This window comes from Pedobacter sp. AC212, from assembly GCF_979258625.1.
On sequence record NZ_OZ409870.1, the window covers coordinates 3,723,771 to 3,745,112 of the forward strand.

A 21,342-nucleotide genomic window follows, 5' to 3' on the forward strand; every position below is an offset into this window, starting at 1 on the left:
CGAGGACATAGTATTGAAATACCTCTACTAAATTTTCAAATAACTATAGAGTCGTATTCATTATTAAAGAAATCTGATAATTTGAAATCAATCTTTTCTAGTATCCTTACCAAAGAGGAAATTCTGAGATCTTGTGAGCCCGACTCATATTTTCCGTATTGAGCTCTATCTAAGTCATAATGATTTGCAAACTTATCAGAATTCGAAAAACCTAATTGCTTTCGGATAGCTTTGAGTCTTAAACCAATTCGTTTTATATCATCGGGTAGAAAGCCAGTTCGTGCTTTTTGTTTGGGTAATTTGATCACCAAGCCAAACTCAAAAAAAATATAAAACTATTTTACTCTTAATTAAGAGTATTTACTATATTTGATCTATATTTAAGGTATTAATTAAGAGTCTCTCTTGACAAATTCTCACAAAAATAGAGCAGAGACAATAGATTAATGCCCATGGTGATTATTTTGTGTATAATTGTACGCACTATAGCATTATGGGCTCTATTGTATTATGCTCCCGGCCGTGAGAAGCCTGTCAAGATAAACAAGATGAGCCCGCTATAGTGTTCCTCTTATGTGACTCGTACAAATAGATACGAGTATGAAAAGAATAAACAAATCTGCAAACTATTACCATTTCTCTACTGGATATGGAGCTGCTTTTTCTTTTTCAACACACAAACCTGAAGCCACTTACCCATTCAACAGGCTTTATGCACTGAAGCCAAAAAACCCAGTTTAGTGAATGTGTCAAAACTGCCTCCCACAATAATAATTCTCATTGGTTCTTTAATGGTACTTGTGGAAGGCAGTTTTTTCAATAATGACTTTGCACATCACTAACAAAACCTAAACTATTGACTACCGACTTTCTAAATATCATTGTACTCATCATCTGCGCTCCTGAGTAAATTCTTTACCAGGCGGGTCGGTCATGCTTGTTCGGTTAATGATCAATAATTTCTAAATGGCCCCCGACCTGGTTCTTTAAACCACCTACCTAGATGGTATTTCCTATCTACTAATCAAACGAACCACATGAAAAAAACCACAATATTTATTGTACTGGCTTTACTATGCCTAAACTTTTGGGCCAGAGGACAGTCCTCAATCATAATTCCCGGGAGTGTTCAGGATGAAAATGGGTTTCCAATTAAAGGCGCAACAATACAGCTCGCCGGAACCTCATCATCTACCTTTACCAATGCCAATGGAAATTTTAGTCTACCAGCTTCAAGGACAACTGGAACAATAATCATTAGTCACTTAAATTTCAATAAGATAAATTATAGATATGATTTAACCAAAAAAGAGAAAATATTGATTACGCTGACGGAAAACTACAATAGCCTTGAGGAGGTCAGGATTATCGGATATGGACAAACAACCAGAAAACTGAACACAGGCTCATCAGGATCACTATCAGCTAAGGAAATTGAAAAGCAGCCGGTTACCAATATACTATCCTCCCTATCCGGAAGAATTGCTGGTGTGGCGGTACAGACTACAAACGGTTTGCCTGGCGGTGGGATCAGTATCAGAATAAGAGGAAAGGGATCTCTGCTTGCTGGTTCTGACCCGCTTTATATTGTGGATGGTATGCCCTATAATACAACCATAGGCACACTCAATGGTTCGGCTAATGCACTCGCATTGCAAGCTGTCAACGGCTCAACAAGCCCATTGAACAACATCAATCCAGACGATATCGAAAATATAACTGTTCTAAAAGATGCAGATGCCACCTCGATCTATGGCTCAAGGGGCACAAATGGCGTAGTGTTGATTACTACAAAAAAAGGCAGGACCGGAAAGCCAAAGTATAATATTAATTTCAGCCAGTCCATCAACCAGGCCGCCAACCTTCCGAAGCTGCTTAGTCTTGATGAATATTTGACGATGCGAAAAGAAGCATTTGCCAATGACGGACGCATACCATCTGCAGATCCACTTTCTGCGAACTACGCACCGGACCTTTTTATCTGGAACCAAAGCAGAGGTACAGACTGGGCAGAATATCTTATGGGCGAGACCGGAAACGCTTCGAACCTACAGGCCTCAATAACTGGAGGAAATGAACAGACAACATTCTTGATTGGCGGTAATTTCAGGAATGAGGGGACAATTCTTCCCGGAACCAATCGGTTTCAGCGTGGTGGCTTTCAGGCAAACCTCAATTATACTTCCAAGAACCAAAGATTTAAGCTTCAATTTGGAAATACCTTGAGTATTGGAAATAACAGATTGACCAATTCTGCGTCTATTCCAACTTCAGTTCTGTTGCCACCTCACTATCCTATTTATAATCCCGATGGGTCATTTAACTGGACATACGTGAATCCGCTGGCGGAACAAAATGCATACACAATTGCCAAGACCTTTAATTTAAACAGTAATGTTAGTCTGGACTACGGAATAATTGAAGGACTGCGCTTTAAGGGTACTGCCGGGTTGAGCAGGATTTCCCTCGATCAGATTCAGGTGTTTCCCTCATCGAGCATGGGGCCATCCGGGATCAATTATACTGCATTCGGTAAGAACTCAAATGAATCATTTATAGTAGAGCCGCAGCTGAACTATCAAAAACAGATAAATAAGTTCAATATCCAGGCGCTTTTTGGAGGTACTTATCAATCGACCGCCTCAAACGGTGAATCCATTAAGGGCGAAAATTTTAGTAGCGAAAGCCTGATGGAAAATGTTGGCTCAGCAGGAACCTTAACAGCATTGAACAGTTTCAATGAGTATAGATACCTATCAGCATTTGGAAGACTAACTTTAAATTATGGGCAAAGATACCTACTTAATGGGACGATTCGTAGGGACGGCTCGTCCCGTTTTGGGGAAGGAAAGCGTTTTGGAAACTTTGGCTCTATTGCAGGAGCATGGATATTCAGCGAAGAAACCTGGCTAAAGGAAAACTTCTCATGGCTAAGCCTCGGAAAGCTTAGGGCAAGTTATGGTCATACTGGCAACGACCAGATAACGCCTTACCAATATCTTTCAAGCTATGGTAGTTCTCCTTACACTTATAATGGCATTCCGGCTTTGCGTCCGACAAGGATTGCCAATGATAATTTTCACTGGGAGACCACGCGCAAAACGGAGCTTGCTTTAGAACTTGGCTTTTTAAACAACAGAATTCTGCTAACCACTAATCTCTATCTTAATAGAAGTAACGATCAGCTGGTTAGTTATAAAATCCCTTACCTGACCGGCTTTGCCAACTACCAGGCAAATCTTCCGGCAGTCGTAGAAAACAGGGGATTGGAAATAGAACTAAATACGGATAATATAAACGGAGAATCATTTTCCTGGAAAACAAGTTTTAATCTGACGATTCCGAGAAATACACTGAAATCGTTTGAGAATTTTGAGTCTTCAAGCTATGCGCAAACATTGTCCATTGGATATGATATCACCAGAATTTATGGTTATCAGTCCCTTGGCATCAACCCTTCAACAGGGCTTGCAGCTTACGCTAATGTTAACGGCGGAACGACATTGTCTCCCTATTTTTTCAACACCATAGGAAAACAGACACAGGATCTGTATGGCGGCCTGGGAAACTCCTTCAACTACAAGAACTTTGCTCTGGATTTCTTTTTTCAGTTTGCAAAACAAAGGAGCTTTGGAAGTTCAGTCTACACTCCAGGAGTTATGTTGAACGATTTTGCCATCGTTAATCAAAGGTGGCGGGCGACTGGAGATGTCACAAACATACCTAAGGCCTCCAATACCATTGATTATAATTTCGTAGCCTCCAGCGCCAACTATTACAACTCCAATTACTTAAGGCTAAAGAACGTCAACTTGAGTTATGACTTGAAGGGAAAGATTCTGAGGAATCTTAAAATGGATAGGTTGAGAATTTATCTACAGGCACAGAACCTTCTTACATTCTGGAACCGGGACAACCCATTTATCGATCCCGAATCCGGAGCATTCAGCCCTACAAGTCCGAACTTTCCACCAATGAAAACCCTACTTATTGGAATACAGACCCAATTTTAACTGAAGAATTATGAAAACAAGACTATCTTATACTTGCCTATCTATAACTATTGCAGTCTTATTTTCCTGCAAAAAAATGGTCAACATTGACCTCCCTAAAAACCAGCTTAACACTACTGAAGTATTTGCTGATACAACGGCAACAAAAGCTGCACTGTTAAATATTTATGCGCTTATCGATAAAACGGTAGATAATAATCTGAACAAATATCTTGGGGTATTTACAGATGACCTCAGCTACCCCAATCAACCTAATGACGAATTTTTAAACAGCAATCTTTCTCCTGCAAACTCAACGGTCCTTAATTTTTGGAGGAACAGCTATTTTGCGATTTATTCTTGCAATGACATTATCGAGCATCTGGGTGCCGATAACCCATTACCCGAAAAGTTCAAGGCAAACATTTTGGCAGAGGCAAAGTTTTTGCGTGCCTATTTTTACTTTTATTTGGTCAGCACTTTCGGAAAAGTCCCGCTGATTACCGGAACAAATGTTGATGAAAATCGGGCAGCAACCAGAAATGAAATCAGTGAAATCTATTTTCTAGTGCAGAAAGATACACAGGATGCTCTTGATGCGTTTCCTGAAAACCCTAATTCTGTTAAAACAAGAGCAAATAAATATGCCGCAATGGCACTGGCTGCAAGAGTTTATCTAGCGCAGGGAAATTGGGATAAAGCTAAAAAATATTCAAAGACATTGATTTCTTCCAATCTATTCGGCCCCCTCCCTGCCGTTGCCTCCGCATTTGCCAACAACAGTAAGGAAACCGTGTTTCAGATCTGGACACCAACAGGATTTATAGCTGATGCGACCACACTAATTCCTGCAAGCGGTCGTCCACTCTATCCATTGACACCAAGCTTACTAAATTCCTTTGAGCAGGGAGATCTGAGAAAGGCAAACTGGACTAGAAATGTAGTGGTGAGCAATGTTACCTATAGCCACCCCTATAAGTACCGCAATAGAACAGCAAATACCTCTTCACCTGAATACCTGATCATTTTCCGCCTTTCAGAACAGTATCTCATTCATGCTGAAGCGACTGCCGCACTGGGATCGGTTGCATTGGCGGTTAGGGATCTCAACATAATCAGGAACAGGGCAGGTTTGCCATCTCTCGGTGAGGGTATTACAATGGAAGAATTTACCTCAGCAATGAGAAGGGAATGGAGAAATGAATTTTTTGCCGAGGGCGGACAACGCTTTTTGCAGCTAAAGCGCACGGGTAAACTTAAAGAGGCCGTCAGTCTTGTGAAACCTGCATGGCCCGACAAATCGGCATTCTACCCTATTCCCCAAAATGAAATCACCACGAATCCAAATCTGGGACAAAACTCAGGTTATTAAAAAAAATATGATGAAGCAATGCATAATAACTTTGATCGGGCTTTTCCTGATCAATACCCATATCGCTACGGCGCAAGAAAAAATAAAAAAGGAAATACATATAGGTGAAAATTTTCCTGAGCTAAATGTCTTAAATAGAATGCCAGAAAGCGCTCAACTTGAAAATTTCAAGAATGGCTATTCTAATGGTTTGATGATTGTAGATTTCTGGGCTACATGGTGCGTACCTTGTATAAGGGAAATGGCAGAACTTTCAAAACTTTCTGCCCGTTTCAACAAGAAACTTACTGTTGTAGCGGTCACTCATGAAAATATCGAAGTTGCAAGGGCATTTTTCAGGAAACACCCTGAAATTGATTTAAGTAAAATAACAGTTTTAACCTCCGATAAGGTGCTAATCTCATACTTTCCTCATAGACTCCTGCCACACAATGTCTGGGTGGATTCGATAGGAAGAGTAGCGGCCATTACAGCGAGTGAGGATATTAACCAAGATAAAATCGCTCAATTTTTACAAAATAAAAAACCATGGCTTAGAGAAAAAAAAGATATACTCAATTTTGATTATTACAAACCCTATCATGCACCCGATAGCTTATCGATTATTCGAAGTAGCCTTTCTAAATATAATTTAGGAATTGGCCCGGGAACAACTTTCAATGATGGAAATAATAATCCCCCAGGGATGCGGTTTTTTGCTATGAATGTTACAATTGGGATGCTTTATTGGTGTGCATATTACAGAGAACTGAATGCCTCACAAGTGTTGAATCCAAATCTTATCGAATTCAAGAACACCGATTCGCTTTTGATGCGAGTGCCAAAAGATATATCCAAGACAAATTATAAAACTAAATTAGAATGGGCTGAATCCAATTGCTACTCGTATGAACTAAGTAACGTAAATTCTATTCCTGAAAAACAATTCTTCAATAGAATGAAATCTGACTTATTCGAATATTTTGGATATAAGACTGAACTAAGTTCAAAATCCAAGATCTGTCAAATTATTCTATCAGACAAGAAAAACAAGCTCCCCAGAAGTGTTGGTAGAGAAAAATCATTTAAGCTAACTGCAGCTGGTTTAACAATGAACAATATGACAATTCGAGAGTTAATAGAAAATATTAATCTTGTTTTTACGCTTCCTGAGCCATTAATTGATGAGACCAAGGTTACCTATCCTATAGATTTGGAACTCATAAACCCAAATCCCAGAGAAGGAATTAATATGGTTAAGATAACAAAGCTCCTAGAGGAACGGGGCATTCAGATCTTACGCAAAAAGAGAAGGTAAAGTTTCTGACTCATTTCTGACCAGAACTAAAACAGCAATTTGCAGGGCACAATATAAATGTGCCCTCCATATTACTGGTAATACAAAGTTATTGGAGATTGGCCAGGCGCTGTTCCAGTTGCGCACCTTGTAGATTCAATTCTATCACAACCATAATCTTCCACGGCTTCGTCAAGATCTTTGATGACGTTACTTTCCAGCACAGTAGTACCATCCGTATCGAAGTGGGTCCAACTGTAATCCACCAATTTACCTTTTGTCATCCCTGACACCTGGCCAGCTAAGGCCGCTGTAACACCTGCAAATAATGCTAGTGCTACCAAACTTTTTCTAAAGTTTTTCATAACATTTAAATTTTAAGAGTTTAACGGTATTCTATTCGCGCTTCCGGACGCGTGGATATTCTGAAAAATAAACGGCAGTCGCTATCAAAAGATAGACAGCATTGAAGATTACATGACCCTTCCAGCTCAGTAAGCCAACTACTCCGCCGCAAGCACACGGCAAATGGCCGTTATAAAGCATCGAAATAATATAGATCTCAAAGACGATAAGCAATAAAACAGAAAAGATAAGCCCCAATTTTCTTGGTTTAGCGAAAGCCAGCATTACCACCAATATCAGTTCAATAGCCGGAATTGCCCAGCTCAAGAATTCCTTGTTCATACTCACTAGCTTCGCAGGAGATAACCCCATTTGGAACACAAAATGATCATGTCTAAATATTTTCGAAAGTCCGGTATAGAGCCATAGTAAGATGAGCAGTGCAAGTCCAATATCGATATACCAAGGAGATTCGGTTTTATTTATTGTCATTGATTTCATAAATCAAATCTAGCCCTAAGAAAAAATCAAATTCCGTACGCAGGTACGCGGTTTTTGAATAAAATTTAATTATAGCTAATGGTTGTAGCGCCTAAATCCATCGCTTTTGATCCTGAGAAAACTGGCTATATCTTTGTGTCTGGCAATGTTGAACAATCCCTTGTGACGATCATAGAATTGTTCGTAGCGTTCTCTTGCCGTAAGTGTATGATTTTCTGAAGCATACCTCGCACGTTCAGATTCGCACACTCCCCTTGCCAGATCAATGATCGTATTTAGTTCTTCGAATTCTTTTCTCAAGTTAATCAAATCTTTATAAGAGATCTCCACGACAATACTTTTACTAATTATTTCGACATCCCTGAATGCAGGTAGTTGACTAAAAAAAGCTGGGTAAGCATACATAAAGTCACCTGCAAAGTAGAACCAGCTTGTTCGTTCCAATTCCTCATCACGCCCAACTTCTCTGGCAAATCCTTCGAACATGAACCACAGGTGGGTCGTTCGATATCCGGTCTGAATTAGTAAATCTCCTCGGTTCAACTCCCGGGAATTAATCAAGGGTTTCAGCTTCTGGACAAAAAGCGGAGTAATCTGGTGGAAAGAGGAAATTTTTTCCAACAATGAGTCAAAAATCAAATCTGTTTGCATAAGAGAGTGTGGTTAGTGACCATCCAATCACCATTCAATAATGTAAAACAAAAAAGGGAACCATAGAGATTCCCTTTTAGTATCCAAGGACGTAGGTCCAATTAAAGAACGATGTTCGAAATTGATCGGTTAATAAATCAATAATTTCTATATCCAATTTAAGTTTATAGGAATGGTGTGATTGATTTTATTATATATCCTATCCCAAATTTTATATATGATTGATATTGATGTATGATTAATTTGATTTTTTTTGTCTTTTTATGTAATTTTCTGCTGCCTTATGAAAAAAGAAAAGCATGATAATATACTTATTCTAAGATGCATTGTTATCGACGATGAACCGCATGGTATCGCTGAATTGGTTGACCTCCTGGAGGTAATCCCCAAAGTTTCCGTGGTGGGAACATTTGATAATGTCAAAGATGCCCTTACTTTCCTACAAACCGGACATAAGGTCGACGTCGTTTTTTCCGACATAAAAATGCCCAAGACCAGCGGTATAGAAGCAGCCCGCTTGTTTAAAATTCATGTTGAATTTTTGGTCTACATTTCTGCTTATAGAGATTTTGCGCTGGAAGCAATCAAAGTCAAAACAGATGGGTATTTAGTAAAGCCTTTGGCACTTGCGGAAATTAATGAGCAGGTCGACAAACTTCATGAAACTAAATTACTTCGCTCAGCACAGCTTCAAGCTCATGACTATCTACTTTTTAAAGGCGATACAAAAAACAGTTACTTCAAAGTTATGACTAAGGAAGTCTTATATTTTGAAGCAATGGCGAATTATGTCAGGGTGCATACATCAAAGGATGTTCGGGTAACATACATGATGCTTAAGGATATTGAGGAAGAGTTGAAGAGCAAAAATATATTTGTCAGAATTGCGAAGTCAATTGTAATTTCGTTGCTTTTCTTCGACAGAATCGATGGGCACATGGTTTATTTAGAAAACGATGAGAAATTTCCTGTTGGTATACCATATCAAAAAGAGTTTTACAAATTACTAACGGAGCATTACACTTCATAGAGCATCAACGCAGACCACTAGTTGATGTGGTAGTATTTGTTGGATCGGTAATAGTTGAAGTACCTGTAAGTGAAGTGGTCGGATCACCGGTAGAGGTTAGAACAGAATAAAATCTTCTCTTAAATATGAAGATGGTCCTTTTTTGTAATCTTGGTTTTGTAGAATCATTCATGGCTATTTGATTTGTTAAACCAATATTAGCCTGAGTGCAGATAGTGGGCATTTTTATTATATATGATATACTAAATTTTATATAACATGGGTAGAATAAGCCTTAAGGAGCTAAAAATTCATTTTTTATGTTGGAGTATTTTGATACTGCTTGAGGTTGTTTTCGTTGGTCTAATCAACCAGCGATTCAGTCCAATTAAATTTTATTTGTTGTTTTATCCGTTAAATGCGGCTCTATTCTATTTCCACAGCAGGATTACAATGTCAAGCATCTATAAACCAAAAAAACGCTGGCTTTATTTCACACTATATTTTGGTTTGGAAATTTCGATCTATTTGTTATTATCTGTATATTTTACCTACCTATTAAATAATGAAAAACCTTTTAAACAATTACTTACCGTTGCATATTTCGCAGGTGCTTTCTGGAGGGGCTGCTGGTTTCTTGCTTATTCAACTGGTTACTTTTTCCTTAAGGTTTATATTGAGAAACAAAAAATAGAATCTGAAAACGCATTGGAAATTTCTGGTTTGAAAAACCAACTTATTACTGCAGAAAAAGAATATCTCAAAGCACAGTTGAACCCTCACCTTTTATTTAATACATTTAGTTTTGTCAAATATGCAAATAAGCGTAATCCGGCAATTGCCAGTGAAGCAATCCAAAAACTTTCAGAAATCATTTCATATGCAATACAATCAGGTAAAAGGGAAACGGTTAGAATAGTGGAAGAAGTCGAACAGATTGAAAAAGTTATCCATCTAAACAAACTGAGATTTGAAAAACCCCTGAATATCAATTTTGAAAAGAATGTTTTTAATTCCGAGGCTCAAATTCTTCCCGTATTATTATTAACTCTCGTCGAAAATATTTTCAAACACGGGGAAACAGTTGATATTACTCATCCATCAATGATTAAAGTTGAATCATCTCAAACGGAGATATCATTTGAGACGGCAAATTATTTAGCAAATTACCCAGATGAAAATGGCACAAAATCTGGATTAAATAATGTGAGTTCAAGGCTCGAGGCATATTATCCTGATAGTCACTTTTTTAAATATGGAATGGATGGTGAGATATTTAGAACTCAATTGAAGATTTTATTATAATACATCGCTCAAGGATATCTACTGAACAACCAAATGTAAAAATTGTGTGCTTTTCTGTAATTCTGTATGTTGATATTAACTTGATTCGATATGATTAAGATATCCACATCCTTAATCAGGCTTCGGAAAGGAAATGGTTATTATGCGCATAGTTCCACGAAATGGGGGAAGAATAGGTTTTATACTTATCCAAGTTCTTTCTTTTGTTAAATATATTGATAAAAATAACGTGAACTAACTTATTTGCTTGGATTATTAGGTAATGGTACTTACTAGCCTAATTGCTCGAAATTGAAAACCGGTGGTATTTTGAGATTGGGAACTTTGTATCGAGCTAAATCAAGTCCATTAAGGTTGGTTTCCCAAAAACTTGTATCACAAAACAAAGTCTAGCAAATTTACAAAGGAACGTTATAATGATACAATAATGAAGATCGGATACGCCAGGGTTTCTACTAAAGAACAAAATTAAATCTTCAAATTGAGGCGCTCGAAACGGCGGGTTGTGAAATCATTTTTAAGGAAACAATTTCTGGAGCGATGAAGGTTCGCCCTTAACTCTATAAGATGATTGCACATTTTCGAAAAGGTGATGAATTAGTTGTTTGGAAATTGGACCGGTTAGGAAGAAGATTGAAACATATTATTGACTTAAGTCTTAAATCTGAGCGATCAAGGTATTATAATCAAATGGTTACCTGATGGGGTTGATACAGCAACGATTAAAAGCAGGCTATTTTTAAATATAATGGCTTCATTAGCTGAATACGAAAGAGAATTAATTAGAGAAAGAACTAATGCTGGGTTACAATCTGCTCGTGCAAGAGGTCGTACCGGGGGGAGGCCGAAAGGACTTACTAAAGATACTATTTCTAAATTATTGGTTATGCGTTCGGTATATAAGGATATGGATAAAACACCGGAGCAAATCTATAAAGGGCACCAGTTAACCAGAGCAACGTTTTATCGCTATGCTAAAATTCTAGATACCCACACGAACGAGGAAATAAAAAAACTTCAAAAGAAATAATAAACTATCCCTTTTAATTTTACTAAATATGCGTATTGGAAAAAATCGACAGATTTTATGCTTAAGAACTCCATGGATAGTTTTTCTACTTTTACACTAGTATATGAAATTCAAAGCCGATAAGCAAGCAATGCCAGCGGTTGCAGGTTTTGAAAATATCTGCGGAAGGCTTCAAATAATAAGGATAATGTTAATCTGTATATAAAATTCTCAAGGTCCTGGGGTAGACATAGTTTCATTTTATCAACCATACTCCACATAACCTGTTGCATCCTCAAATTTAAGCGCCATCTTTTCGTTGGTGTTTTTCTTGATCAATGTCATCCCGTTTGAATTCTTATTCTTAATCAGGGAATCGCCGATCGCAATTTTATCTTTAAAAAACTCTACAGCTATATATTTATAAACTTTTCCATCAACTGTGACCGATGAAATTTGATTCCGCCCATAAGTCAAATCAGTAACGATTCCTCTGAACTGATAACTATTTATTCGTTGTGAACCTTTGTAGTAAAGAAATGTGCCTGAAATGAAGAAGAAGAGGAGAATATAAATTAAAATTTTACTCCAACGCGTATTGCTGATCTGATTAAGCATATCAAATATTATTCTTGTGTTTATAGATGATTTTGACAGCAGAAAGGTCTTGGGATTCAAGCCGAGATTCGGGAACGGAAATAAAGCCATTTTTCTGATAAAACGCAAGTGGTGACTGGTAAATGGTAGTGTCTGATCTTGTATAAAGATTATTGTCCACAACCCAGCCATTCATCTCAACTTCATTCTCTATTATGTTATGCAACAACTGACTACCCCATCCATTCTTCTGAATAGTACCATCTAGTATAATAACAAACCACCTCCCTACATTACGGGAAAACTTAAAGGCCCAACCTAGTACCTCTTCATCAACATTAACAAGCAAAAAATGAATTACATTATCTAATTCTGACAGGTAGAGATCTAGCTGCTCAATTGACTTGTTCATCTGTTTTGGATACTCCTTGTTCCAAATTTTTAGCACACTTGATTTTTGTTCAACAGTGAGGTTAGGGTAAGCTTTTATAATCATTTAACGGAAATTAAGGAATATTCCCGGCTCTAACAAATATACTAATAGCATAAAAAGCATCTGTACTTTGGCAATCAATAAACGGTTGTTCTCTTATAGTCCAAAAATCTACAGCATAAATTTCATTTCAAAAAACGAATATTTTGCTGGACCAGACCAACAAGATATTTCGACCTATTGTACTTTGTTTTATGTGAGAAGTGCTTAAATTAGTACCGACAAACAGCCACCTGTCTCAAAAAACTAGGAAATAAAAACATGCAGAAAAAATAAAACCATTATTTTATTACTTTTACAAAAGCTTAAAAGACAAGCTCTTTATTGTTCTAAATAAAAATCATCCCAAGATTTATTAGCCAAATGTCGTGTGAAACGACACTAAACGTTTAAAACGCTTATTTGCGAAACAAAATTTATAAACAAAACAGCTGAAACAACATCAAGGCGCGAGTTTTAAAAAAAGGTGTTGCGTAAATCTAGATGTTATGCGACATTTCCCGACTAATCCCATCAGCATGAAACATACCTTTATACCTCTAATCCTTTCGCTGACAATTTTCTCAAGCTGTAACCCGCAGACATCAGCTGATTCCAAAATTGGCTCATACGACACTATCAAAAAACAGCTAAAAGAAACGGAATATGAAAAAACCAAGCCTGTTGCAAATATTGACGAATTAGAAATGGAGGTAAACAACGGCGGATTTAACCAATATTTCATTAACTCTTATGGAAGAAATTGTTTTGAAACATTAAGGATCTTAAAGAAAACAGGGAAAAACAAAACAGCCGACCTACTTGAAGAAGCAATGAGATTGATCAATCCAAAAACTGGCTGAAACTGAATTTCTTGAAAAGCTACGTAAACGTCAAGTTGAAGAACTTTATGATGATCAGATAAGTCAGAAACTAAATATCTTAGACGAAAAATTCTATAAATATCCAGATGGTAGCCTGAAATAACGTCGCATAACAGCGGCTTGGCAAAAGTGGCGGAGAATTCTTCTACAACCTTGCCAATCTTTTAGTAATTTTAGCTTTAACCGCCACCTTCTCCAAGCCGCAAAACGTTATAAGCAATAGTCTGACCTGCAACTATGAAAAATCGCCTATTGACGAAAATAGCTTCTGTCCTTCTTTTTAATGGACGACCGTTAACCAACTTAATAGTTTCGGAAGCTTTGAGTATAGAGGTGGGAGAAATCTGGAACAAAGAAGTGAACTTATCAAATTGCTCTATTGAAAATTTTAATTGTATGATGGTTTATTTCAATAAGCCAGTGACATTTAGAAACTGTCATTTTCAGGACGCTTCGTTCAATTTTAGCTACTTCCAAAAAGGCTTAATTATCGAAGACTGTGTTTTTGACAAGTACCTCGACTTTGAAGCTGGTGGAAACAATGAAATAGGCACTCCAATTACTATAAAAAACAATGAATTTAAAGGATTTGTAAATTTCTGTGACTGTTGGTTTACGGCCGAAGTGGAAATTATCAACAATAGGTTTATCAAAGGCACTAATATCGCTAGCAAAGACCAGTATTTGACTTTCGATATACCACCAGTTTTTCAAGACAACATAGGGCAACTAGATATTGAAAGTGAGTCTAGAGAAGAAGAAAAATAAAATTACTACTGCTTATAACAACAGCTTTAAGTTAATCCTCTGGCGAAGTGCGAACACAAAAATTGCAGTTATTTATTTAGATTAGTGCTGTGGGTTTTGTTGTGCACGTAATTAGGCTCAACTCAAACCTGCAAAACGTTATAAGCCATTTAAACTGACCGACGTATAATGAAAAATACGCTTCTAATTTTACTTTTTTTCACATTTAATCAATTGGCATTCGGACAAAATCGAAAATTGACTGACGAAGAAATCAATAATAGCGGTCCGACCAAAATGACATTTATTGAAAAGTGTGACGAGGTAGAAAAGCTCTTTAAAGCAGATCTGAAAAATGGGACTATATTTTTACTACTTCAAGGTGGAATTGCGCCAATTGTAATTACGACAGACACAGCTTTCGAGAATAAATATCAAACGTATTATTATGACTTTGGCTGTAATGGTCCAAATTTAGACTGTTTAAAAAAATACAATGAATTGACGTTTACCCATTTGACCGAATTGTATGGCAATAAATGGAAAAAGGAAGTACGACGCGACGTTATCGGACTAAAAAAATGGAAACAAAAATAAACGGCTTATAACAGTGGTTTTTGCAAATTTTTGGGCGATGGGCGATATGCTAGTTCAGTAATTATTTATTATGTTAGTGCTTAGGGTAATTGCGGTAAGTAAAATCAAAAATTCGCAAAGCCTAAACCGTTGCCAGCGTTACCAAACAATGAATTGGCGATAGTCCAAGAATTATATATTTAAATTTTGTCTAAAAAATCAAAAATATTTAAACAAATTATAAGAAAATGGATAATGAGAATAATGCTTTTTTGAATTGATTAAAACTTACGTTAATATTTGTTAAAATAAGCTATTGCAATAGATAAGTTTTTATATTCAGCTGTTTTAATAAATTATTACCTAATGAAATTCCTGTTTACAACCTTCCTAATTATTTCTTCATTTACTGGATTTACACAATCTCAGCAACAAGTCCGCAACTTAACCGCATTTAATAAACTATATGGATATGTTCAATATTTCCATCCTTCAGATGAAGCCTCGAAAATTGAATGGCAAAGTTTTGCGATTTATGGATGTCAGAAAATGCTTCAGGTTAAAGATGATAGAGAATTAATCAATACTTTAAATGCATTGTTTCTACCGCTTGCACCAACCATACAAATTTCTTCAAAAAAAAATCTAAAGTTTGATGTGAGTAAAATAACACCTCCAAGCTTAGTGGAATATGCACCAATTTATTGGCAGCATGTTGGTTTGAAACTCCCTAATTTTACTAATATTTATAATAGCATCAGGATAAACAGAATTAATCCAATATCTGAAGAAAGAATTAAGCAAAATGCTTTTGCCATGGTGTCGCCAGTTGATGTTGCTTCCTACAAGGGCAAAAAGTTTATTTTAACTTTAACTGCTATATCTGACATTAAAGATATGGTTTTGAAACCGTACCTTGAAAAACTCGTTTTTGTTAAAGATTCTGTCATTTCAAACACCGAAAAGCAATACGTTTTCGAAGGTGTTTTTGATTCGGAATTGCAATTATTTACAATTGCTGTAGAACCCAATTTTAATTCTGGTAGATCTGTAAATATAACCGATGTAAAATTACAGTTAGTAAGTAATGGTGGAACATCTGGCATTCCTATACTAAAAAATGTAAGTGCTTTAAATCAATTGGACTTCAAGATTGATAGCAGAATCATCCGATTATTTAAATCTCATGGCGCTGAAAAATTTTTCAATCAGGACCTTAAAATTGGTGAGTATATATCACAAACCTTGGTTACTGGAATAAAATGTATTGTTCCTTTGACTTTATATGGAACTAAAAAGCATACCTATCCTATTGTGAATGAAGGCAATGTGGCAGAACTCATCAGGAAGGCTTATGATTCCTGGCCGAAAGATAATCAGGGCAAATTTAAAATCAGTGGCGCTGATTTAAAAGTCAGGTTGGCAGACCTTATTATTCTATACAATGCCTTAAAACATGCTTATCCTTATTGGGATGATGCTTCATTAAACGCTGACGAAATATGGAGTGCCGCAATACATAGGGTATTCTCTAATCAAACCGATCAGAACTTTTTAAAGACATTAAAATGGATTGCGAACTCGCTTAACGATGGTCACATGTTTGTAGATTTGCATGGCGACTCCAATAAAGACATTGCCACATTACCATTGCTTTTCGACATTGCAGAAGGAAAAATAGTGGTAAAGAAAGTACTCGATACTGCATTATTACAAAAGGTTAAAACAGGTGACCAACTGATTAAAATCGATGGTAAAGATCCATTTGATATTTTAGAAGCTATAGAGGCAACCTTTTCTGGTTCAAAACAGTGGAAACAGGCAAAAAGCATGATAGCCCTCACAAAAGGCAAAAAGGATGAAAATGTTCATTTGCGCTTGAAGAGAGGAAACCAACTTGTTTCGACGAATATTTTCCGAACTTTTCCATACAGTGAATATGTTGCAGGTTCTGATCGAAATAATAGAGGAACGAGTGAATGGATTGCGAATGATATATTCTACATAAATTTAAACAAAACGACAACTCAGGTACACATGGCGGAAATTTTGAAAGCAAAATCTGTTATTTTAGATATGAGAGGTTACTTAAAGGAAGATACAGAGACATTTTTAGCTTATCTGACAGATAAAAGGCTTAAAGCAAATAGTGGAATGCTTACGCCTCAAATTTTATATCCTGATTACAAAAATGTATCCTATTCCGAAGGTACTTATACCATTGAACCCACTAGACCTACAGTTAAAGCTAAAATGTTTATACTTTCTGACGCTACTGGGCAGAGCGCGACTGAAAGCTTTTTAGCGGCTTATAAACAATTTAAGGTTGCAACAATTGTGGGACAGCCAAGTTCTGGTACTAATGGCAATATAAACTTAATCTCTATGCCTGGCGGGTATCGGTTTTTTTTCTCCGGGATGCTGGTTAAAAACCCTGATGGCAGCAAACATCATTTAAACGGTATAACTCCTGACGTGCTGGTAAGGAATACTGTTTTGGGTATACAGCTAGGTAAAGATGAAATTTTGGAAGAGGCTATTAGGCTTGCAAAGCAGAATCAGACCACAAAGAGCTACTGAGAAACCGCCTAAAGTTTCTTTAAGCAAAGTTTATCATTATTATTCTAGTGACGACCCCCCAAAAAGCAATTTTTTGAATTTTATCAACCTTCAATTGTCCAACAAGCTGTTGGACAATTACAAACACTTGATGATCTGAAAGATATCAAACCACAACATCCCATAATGCAGATTCCATGGGGGCATAACATACTCATCTTTAGTAAAGCAAATGATGTTAACGAAGCATACTTTTACATCCAAGAACTATAGAGAATGGCTGGAGCAGAGATGTGCTAGCTCTTCAGATAAAAACAAATACATACAATAGGCAAGGAAAGGCTATCACAAATTTTAAGAATACACTTCCTGACCATCTATCTGAACTTGCTCAGCAGACATTAAAAGATCCATATGTATTCGATTTCCTTAATTTAACCAAGCCATATCAAGAAAGAGATATAGAGCGACAATTGATTTCTCATATTACAAAATTCTTGCTCGAACTAGGAAAAGGATTTGCATTTATTGGCCAGCAATACCATTTAGAAATTGCCAAAACAGATTATTATTTAGATTTACTATTCTATCACGCAAAGTGAAATGTTATGTTGTCATAGAATTGAAAAATACAAAATTCATACCCGAATATGCAGGTAAATTGAACTTCTATTTATCGGCTGTTGATACTTTAGTTAAACAAGATGATGATAAACCTACTATTGGAATTTTGTTATGTAGGGATAAAAACAACTTTGAAACAGAATTTGCATTAAGTGACATTAACTAGCCAATGGGCGTAAGCGAATTTGAATTAACAGAAATATTGCCAGATGATCTAAAATCAAATCTGCCTAGTATTGAAGAAATTGAGGAAGAACTTAAAAAATTAGAGTAAAAGTCTCGACTAATGATCGAGTTAATCAAAGTCTAAATTTGTTACCTTTCAGATGAAAAGGAGTCTTATGATAGATAAAGAAGATGTTGCTTCTAGATACTATAACATGTTGACTTACAAAGTATACTCGCACAAAATGTAGGAAAAACCTAATGTACTGACAAAATAAGTCAAGCATTACACAAATACCTCCCTAAGGAAAAAAAATAGCCCTCATAATACCTAATAATGAGTATTTACGGTTTCCCGTATTATACTTCCTGTTATTAATTGTAATTTTCATGAAAACAGATTATGAGACTTGAATACTTTCATTTGAAGGGCTTCCGACGCGTAAAAGAAGCTCGGGTTATTTGTGGAGACGCAACCTTTTTAATTGGCGAAAATAACATTGGTAAGAGTAGTTTACTAAAAGCTATGGAAATTTTTTTTTCGGAGATTTCTAAATTGACAAACGAGGATTTTTTTAGAATTGATGAAACTGGGCACCAAGAAATTTCCGTTACAATGGAAGCAAAATTTGTTGGGCTTCCTGATGAATCATTTTCTTGGCGGGGATTTAAGGGTAGAATTTTTAAAGAAATTATTGGGACTGAACAGTCAAACTGCATATATTATAGGAAAACTTTTTTTCTGGATGGGACTGCCACCAAAAGGGAAATGAGAACTTGTAATAAAAATATATCTTCAAAATTCTCTAATTGTAAATCATTAAAAGACTATATAAATCTGGGTATAGACAAAGATGTTATCAATGACATATTCGGAGATGTTGATCTAGCCAAAACTATTGCGGCGAAGGATAAGGAGAAATTAGAATATATATCGGATGTCTGGGAAATCAATGAAGACCAAGTTGATTGGGCTAATAACCCTGGTGGGTTTGAAGGTGTCATATCTATCCGCTTACCAAAATTTCTTGTTATACCTGCAGAAAACCGGAAAGAAGAAATTGAGGGGAAGTCGGGTACGCTTCAAGAAACCATGAGGGAACTTTTTGATGACGTAAGGGATATGTCAGATAATTACAAGCAAGCGCAGGTATACCTTAATTTACTTGCAAAAGAACTTGATCCTAATGACGCCAATAAAGAGTTTGGAAAAATGCTTATTGATATTAATCAAATTATTGGAGATGTGTTTAATAATACTAAAATTCATATTGAAACGAATTTAAGTGATGCAAGCACATCAATCCGACCCAGCTTTGATATAGAAATGAGCAGTAATGTTCGTACAAAGCCAGAAAGACAAGGAATGGGTTCCATTCGATCAACTGTGTTTGCTTTACTTCGATACAGAGAGAATTTTGTCCAAAGGAAACGAAAGGAAGGAATAGAACTTCGACCTATTATTATTGGCTTTGAAGAGCCCGAAATGTATTTGCATCCCAATGCTGCTGCACTTATGAGAGATAAAATATATGAATTGGCAACATCATCGAATTCGAAGATTATATGCACAACTCATTCACCCTATATGATTGATCTGAGTAAAAAAATTGATGACCCAGATCTACCGAAACAGGTTCTAAATCTTTTGAGACTCGAGCATAATGCAGAATTAGGATTCGAAGTTTGTAGTTCTACTCCATTTAATACTACGAAAGCCTATATTGATCTTCAAGCTGACGAGAAAGATTATGTTAAATTTATTCTTAAAATTGATGATTATGTCGCTAAAGTTTTTTTCTGTAAGAAGGTAATAATAGTCGAGGGTGATACTGAGGATATATTATTTAAGGAGACTATAGAACGCTTATCTACTCCACAAAGAAAGAAATTTCTTCATGATTATCAGATAATAAAGGCTAGAGGGAAAGCGTCAATAATTTCATTAGTTAAATATCTTAATGCTTTAGGAATTGATTCTTTTGTAATACATGATCAGGATACTGAAGCTGGCGCTATTAAATTCAACGATCCTATTCTAGAAGCGTTAGGGCGAAGGGAAGAGAGGAGGCTTATGGTACCATATACTATTGAAGACCTACTGGAATATACCGAGCCTAAAGCCGAAAAACCATTTAAAATGTACCAATATATCAATACGAAATGGGGAAAGTATGGGAGGATGTACCCGAAAAATGGCGTACAACATTTGAAAAACAGATTGCTCCCGAGTTATTTGTATAAATCAGTTCTAGAACAAATCAGATGAAAAGTATCGTCTTGAAACGTATAAAATTGCAATAAACGATCAAAAAATATATTATGAGTAAACAAAAATATCAGGTAGGACAAAAAGTAATTCTTTTAGAATTGGGTACAAGGCTTCCGGCTTTTAATGTAGAAATAATAGACTATATTTCAAAAAACGGATCATCATATAAGATACAGTATCAAACTCCTGGCGAAGAACAGAATACGGTTGATGAAGTCGGCGAGGATAGACTTACAACCATGAGCGAAATAGCTATGCAGCAGGTGAGAAGTGTGCAACCACATTCTTTATATGTCAAAATACTCGCCAATTTTCTTGATATAATAGAGAATAACAAAACTAAGTTTATTGAGCACAATCCTAAACATCAACAAGAAGATTCCTATACAATCTTTACTACCTATTGGTCCTTGGAGACAACGAGTAGCAGCATTCAGCCTGAACACGCAAAACTAACACGGCATGAAGAATATACAAATCTACCGATTGAATTAAAGAGATTGATCAATTAATACCAAATAAAACATTGTTTTAAAACTTTCTCAATAAACGATGAGATTACGAGGTAACTTATGGATGTAAAATCTACTGAATATCAAAACCACACAGTATTTGCATTATTGGATGAACTTATCACATATTACGATTGGTGGTCATTTTCGATAATGTCATTTATGAGTAGCGGTACCAAATCAATTATAAATATTGATAAATATATCTATTCCTCTATCCATGGGACATTGCAGTCAATTAAGTTAATACTTCAGGATGGCCAAATTAACGATGCCTATGCACTGATTAGAAAATTCCAAGACGCAATAGTTATGAATGTGTACACGAATTTATATCTATCGGATAATCATAGTTTAGATAACTTCATTGTCAAAAAAGTACAAGGATGGTTGGATGGTTCAGATCAATTGCCAAACTTTCGAGCAATGACCAATTATATTAAGGATAATCGAGCTACGAAAACTCTATACGAC

The 21,342-nt window shown here is 36.2% G+C and carries 20 protein-coding genes and 1 pseudogene; 15 read left to right on the forward strand and 6 right to left on the reverse strand.

Going from position 1 to position 21,342, the window contains the following annotated elements:
* Positions 1-35: 35 nt before the first annotated feature.
* Entirely contained in the window at positions 36-308 is a 273-nt protein-coding gene (locus ACZZZC_RS15885) for a helix-turn-helix domain-containing protein (RefSeq protein ID WP_463483045.1), read from the reverse strand.
* A 292-nt stretch (positions 309-600) separates the two neighbouring features.
* On the opposite strand from ACZZZC_RS15885, the gene ACZZZC_RS15890 reads away from it, so the two are divergent.
* The 4 genes from ACZZZC_RS15890 to ACZZZC_RS15905 all read left to right on the forward strand — a co-directional run bounded on the left by ACZZZC_RS15890 (position 601) and on the right by ACZZZC_RS15905 (position 6,661).
* A complete protein-coding gene (locus tag ACZZZC_RS15890; protein ID WP_463483046.1) occupies positions 601-741 on the forward strand; it encodes a hypothetical protein in 141 nt (46 codons plus the stop codon).
* Between the two features lie 296 nt (positions 742-1,037).
* The gene (locus ACZZZC_RS15895; RefSeq protein WP_463487645.1) at positions 1,038-4,013 is read left to right on the forward strand and encodes a SusC/RagA family TonB-linked outer membrane protein; all 2,976 of its coding nucleotides are present in this window, start codon (positions 1,038-1,040) and stop codon (positions 4,011-4,013) included.
* A 10-nt stretch (positions 4,014-4,023) separates the two neighbouring features.
* The gene (locus ACZZZC_RS15900) at positions 4,024-5,364 is read left to right on the forward strand and encodes a RagB/SusD family nutrient uptake outer membrane protein (RefSeq protein WP_463483048.1); all 1,341 of its coding nucleotides are present in this window, start codon (positions 4,024-4,026) and stop codon (positions 5,362-5,364) included.
* A complete protein-coding gene (locus ACZZZC_RS15905) occupies positions 5,318-6,661 on the forward strand; it encodes a TlpA family protein disulfide reductase (RefSeq protein WP_463487646.1) in 1,344 nt (447 codons plus the stop codon). Before ACZZZC_RS15900 ends, ACZZZC_RS15905 begins: the two co-directional genes overlap by 47 nt.
* Positions 6,662-6,732: 71 nt before the next feature.
* Here the strand turns inward: ACZZZC_RS15905 and ACZZZC_RS15910 are convergent, their stop codons facing one another.
* The 3 genes from ACZZZC_RS15910 to ACZZZC_RS15920 form a co-directional block, all read right to left on the reverse strand.
* Positions 6,733-7,005, reverse strand: coding sequence for a hypothetical protein (locus ACZZZC_RS15910; RefSeq protein ID WP_463483050.1), 273 nt, complete (start codon positions 7,003-7,005; stop codon positions 6,733-6,735).
* A 31-nt stretch (positions 7,006-7,036) separates the two neighbouring features.
* Positions 7,037-7,486: a MauE/DoxX family redox-associated membrane protein gene (locus tag ACZZZC_RS15915; RefSeq protein ID WP_463483051.1), complete on the reverse strand. Its 450-nt coding sequence runs from the start codon at positions 7,484-7,486 to the stop codon at positions 7,037-7,039.
* Positions 7,487-7,561: 75 nt separating this feature from the next.
* A complete protein-coding gene (locus ACZZZC_RS15920) occupies positions 7,562-8,137 on the reverse strand; it encodes a Crp/Fnr family transcriptional regulator (RefSeq protein ID WP_463487647.1) in 576 nt (191 codons plus the stop codon).
* A 283-nt stretch (positions 8,138-8,420) separates the two neighbouring features.
* Between ACZZZC_RS15920 and ACZZZC_RS15925 the strand changes: the two genes are divergently transcribed.
* From ACZZZC_RS15925 to ACZZZC_RS15940, 4 genes are all read left to right on the forward strand, one after another.
* Positions 8,421-9,167, forward strand: coding sequence for a LytR/AlgR family response regulator transcription factor (locus ACZZZC_RS15925; RefSeq protein WP_463487648.1), 747 nt, complete (start codon positions 8,421-8,423; stop codon positions 9,165-9,167).
* Positions 9,168-9,425: 258 nt separating this feature from the next.
* Positions 9,426-10,451 (forward strand): sensor histidine kinase, encoded by a 1,026-nt coding sequence (locus tag ACZZZC_RS15930; protein WP_463483054.1) that lies wholly within the window; start codon positions 9,426-9,428, stop codon positions 10,449-10,451.
* A 567-nt stretch (positions 10,452-11,018) separates the two neighbouring features.
* Positions 11,019-11,153 (forward strand): recombinase family protein, encoded by a 135-nt coding sequence (locus tag ACZZZC_RS15935; protein WP_463487649.1) that lies wholly within the window; start codon positions 11,019-11,021, stop codon positions 11,151-11,153.
* Positions 11,154-11,172: 19 nt separating this feature from the next.
* Positions 11,173-11,481, forward strand: a complete 309-nt coding sequence (locus ACZZZC_RS15940) for a recombinase family protein (RefSeq protein ID WP_463488243.1) — start codon at positions 11,173-11,175, stop codon at positions 11,479-11,481.
* Between the two features lie 243 nt (positions 11,482-11,724).
* Here the strand turns inward: ACZZZC_RS15940 and ACZZZC_RS15945 are convergent, their stop codons facing one another.
* Both ACZZZC_RS15945 and ACZZZC_RS15950 read right to left on the reverse strand, forming a co-directional pair.
* Positions 11,725-12,078, reverse strand: coding sequence for a hypothetical protein (locus tag ACZZZC_RS15945; RefSeq protein WP_463487650.1), 354 nt, complete (start codon positions 12,076-12,078; stop codon positions 11,725-11,727).
* 1 nt (position 12,079) lies between these two features.
* On the reverse strand, positions 12,080-12,553 hold the full coding sequence (locus ACZZZC_RS15950; RefSeq protein WP_463487651.1) for a GNAT family N-acetyltransferase: 474 nt from the start codon (positions 12,551-12,553) through the stop codon (positions 12,080-12,082).
* A gap of 515 nt (positions 12,554-13,068) precedes the next feature.
* On the opposite strand from ACZZZC_RS15950, the gene ACZZZC_RS15955 reads away from it, so the two are divergent.
* The 7 genes and pseudogenes from ACZZZC_RS15955 (at position 13,069) to ACZZZC_RS15985 (ending at position 20,868) form a co-directional block, all read left to right on the forward strand.
* Positions 13,069-13,392, forward strand: coding sequence for a DMP19 family protein (locus tag ACZZZC_RS15955; RefSeq protein WP_463487652.1), 324 nt, complete (start codon positions 13,069-13,071; stop codon positions 13,390-13,392).
* 258 nt (positions 13,393-13,650) lie between these two features.
* Positions 13,651-14,181, forward strand: a complete 531-nt coding sequence (locus ACZZZC_RS15960) for a hypothetical protein (RefSeq protein ID WP_463487653.1) — start codon at positions 13,651-13,653, stop codon at positions 14,179-14,181.
* 168 nt (positions 14,182-14,349) lie between these two features.
* Positions 14,350-14,757: an FEKKY domain-containing protein gene (locus tag ACZZZC_RS15965; protein ID WP_463487654.1), complete on the forward strand. Its 408-nt coding sequence runs from the start codon at positions 14,350-14,352 to the stop codon at positions 14,755-14,757.
* Positions 14,758-15,102: 345 nt separating this feature from the next.
* Entirely contained in the window at positions 15,103-17,316 is a 2,214-nt protein-coding gene (locus ACZZZC_RS15970) for a S41 family peptidase (RefSeq protein ID WP_463487655.1), read from the forward strand.
* Positions 17,317-17,588: 272 nt separating this feature from the next.
* Positions 17,589-18,085 (forward strand): annotated as a pseudogene (locus tag ACZZZC_RS15975) (PDDEXK nuclease domain-containing protein).
* Between the two features lie 402 nt (positions 18,086-18,487).
* Positions 18,488-20,353, forward strand: coding sequence for an ATP-dependent nuclease (locus ACZZZC_RS15980; protein ID WP_463487656.1), 1,866 nt, complete (start codon positions 18,488-18,490; stop codon positions 20,351-20,353).
* A 53-nt stretch (positions 20,354-20,406) separates the two neighbouring features.
* A complete protein-coding gene (locus ACZZZC_RS15985) occupies positions 20,407-20,868 on the forward strand; it encodes a hypothetical protein (RefSeq protein WP_463487657.1) in 462 nt (153 codons plus the stop codon).
* Positions 20,869-21,342 lie beyond the last annotated feature (474 nt).

What these genes read in the sequence shown, in the direction of transcription:
- ACZZZC_RS15905 (WP_463487646.1), top strand. Translation starts at nt 5,318, where the DNA reads ATGAAATCACCACGAATCCAAATCTGGGACAAAACTCAGGTTATTAAA.
- ACZZZC_RS15945 (WP_463487650.1), bottom strand. Translation starts at nt 12,078, where the DNA reads ATGCTTAATCAGATCAGCAATACGCGTTGGAGTAAAATTTTAATTTAT.
- ACZZZC_RS15920 (WP_463487647.1), bottom strand. Translation starts at nt 8,137, where the DNA reads ATGCAAACAGATTTGATTTTTGACTCATTGTTGGAAAAAATTTCCTCT.
- ACZZZC_RS15900 (WP_463483048.1), top strand. Translation starts at nt 4,024, where the DNA reads ATGAAAACAAGACTATCTTATACTTGCCTATCTATAACTATTGCAGTC.
- ACZZZC_RS15930 (WP_463483054.1), top strand. Translation starts at nt 9,426, where the DNA reads ATGGGTAGAATAAGCCTTAAGGAGCTAAAAATTCATTTTTTATGTTGG.
- ACZZZC_RS15960 (WP_463487653.1), top strand. Translation starts at nt 13,651, where the DNA reads ATGAAAAATCGCCTATTGACGAAAATAGCTTCTGTCCTTCTTTTTAAT.
- ACZZZC_RS15935 (WP_463487649.1), top strand. Translation starts at nt 11,019, where the DNA reads ATGATTGCACATTTTCGAAAAGGTGATGAATTAGTTGTTTGGAAATTG.
- ACZZZC_RS15890 (WP_463483046.1), top strand. Translation starts at nt 601, where the DNA reads ATGAAAAGAATAAACAAATCTGCAAACTATTACCATTTCTCTACTGGA.
- ACZZZC_RS15985 (WP_463487657.1), top strand. Translation starts at nt 20,407, where the DNA reads ATGAGTAAACAAAAATATCAGGTAGGACAAAAAGTAATTCTTTTAGAA.
- ACZZZC_RS15895 (WP_463487645.1), top strand. Translation starts at nt 1,038, where the DNA reads ATGAAAAAAACCACAATATTTATTGTACTGGCTTTACTATGCCTAAAC.
- ACZZZC_RS15970 (WP_463487655.1), top strand. Translation starts at nt 15,103, where the DNA reads ATGAAATTCCTGTTTACAACCTTCCTAATTATTTCTTCATTTACTGGA.
- ACZZZC_RS15955 (WP_463487652.1), top strand. Translation starts at nt 13,069, where the DNA reads ATGAAACATACCTTTATACCTCTAATCCTTTCGCTGACAATTTTCTCA.
- ACZZZC_RS15965 (WP_463487654.1), top strand. Translation starts at nt 14,350, where the DNA reads ATGAAAAATACGCTTCTAATTTTACTTTTTTTCACATTTAATCAATTG.
- ACZZZC_RS15980 (WP_463487656.1), top strand. Translation starts at nt 18,488, where the DNA reads ATGAGACTTGAATACTTTCATTTGAAGGGCTTCCGACGCGTAAAAGAA.
- ACZZZC_RS15925 (WP_463487648.1), top strand. Translation starts at nt 8,421, where the DNA reads ATGAAAAAAGAAAAGCATGATAATATACTTATTCTAAGATGCATTGTT.
- ACZZZC_RS15910 (WP_463483050.1), bottom strand. Translation starts at nt 7,005, where the DNA reads ATGAAAAACTTTAGAAAAAGTTTGGTAGCACTAGCATTATTTGCAGGT.
- ACZZZC_RS15950 (WP_463487651.1), bottom strand. Translation starts at nt 12,553, where the DNA reads ATGATTATAAAAGCTTACCCTAACCTCACTGTTGAACAAAAATCAAGT.
- ACZZZC_RS15915 (WP_463483051.1), bottom strand. Translation starts at nt 7,486, where the DNA reads ATGAAATCAATGACAATAAATAAAACCGAATCTCCTTGGTATATCGAT.